Origin of the sequence: Burkholderia sp. Bp9031 (assembly GCF_003857965.1) — a bacterium.
Classification (GTDB): domain Bacteria; phylum Pseudomonadota; class Gammaproteobacteria; order Burkholderiales; family Burkholderiaceae; genus Burkholderia; species Burkholderia ambifaria_A.
Window position 1 is genome coordinate 1 of the sequence record NZ_QTPW01000098.1, and the last position, 641, is coordinate 641.

The 641-nt window shown below is 50.9% G+C and carries 2 tRNA genes; both read left to right on the top strand.

Going from position 1 to position 641, the window contains the following annotated elements:
• Nucleotides 1-97: 97 nt before the first annotated feature.
• Nucleotides 98-174: transfer RNA gene (locus tag DIE15_RS36670), tRNA-Ile, on the top strand.
• 38 nt (nucleotides 175-212) lie between these two features.
• Nucleotides 213-288: transfer RNA gene (locus tag DIE15_RS36675), tRNA-Ala, on the top strand.
• The last annotated feature ends 353 nt before the right edge of the window (nucleotides 289-641 follow it).

The following is a 641-nucleotide window of genomic DNA, read 5'->3' on the forward strand; positions in this document are numbered from 1 at the left end:
CCGTATCGGAAGGTGCGGCTGGATCACCTCCTTTCCAGAGCTTCTCGCAAAATTGAGCGCTCACGCTTATCGGCTGTAAATTTAAAGACAGACTCAGGGGTCTGTAGCTCAGTCGGTTAGAGCACCGTCTTGATAAGGCGGGGGTCGTTGGTTCGAATCCAACCAGACCCACCATTGTCTGGCGGTAGGTACCTGAGGTTATCTGTACTCATGGGGGCATAGCTCAGCTGGGAGAGCACCTGCTTTGCAAGCAGGGGGTCGTCGGTTCGATCCCGTCTGCCTCCACCAATCTTCAATGACAAGCGTTCGACTTGGTCGAATCTTTGTCATTGGCGATTGAGCCAGTCAGAGTGATACGTAGTATGTATCGGCTGTCGTTCTTTAACAATCTGGAAGAAGTAAGTAATTTGGATAGCGGAAGCGTCTTGAGATGGACGTGAAAGCTATCCGGGTTGTGATTGTATCGATGTATCTCAAGATGATTCGAACTTCATTGTTCGGCTCGATTTTGGAATACGGCACAACGCGAGAACTCAACCTGTAGCGACTGTCGCAACTGTCGCAAGACAGACTCGTTATAGGGTCAAGCGAACAAGTGCATGTGGTGGATGCCTTGGCGATCACAGGCGATGAAGGACGCG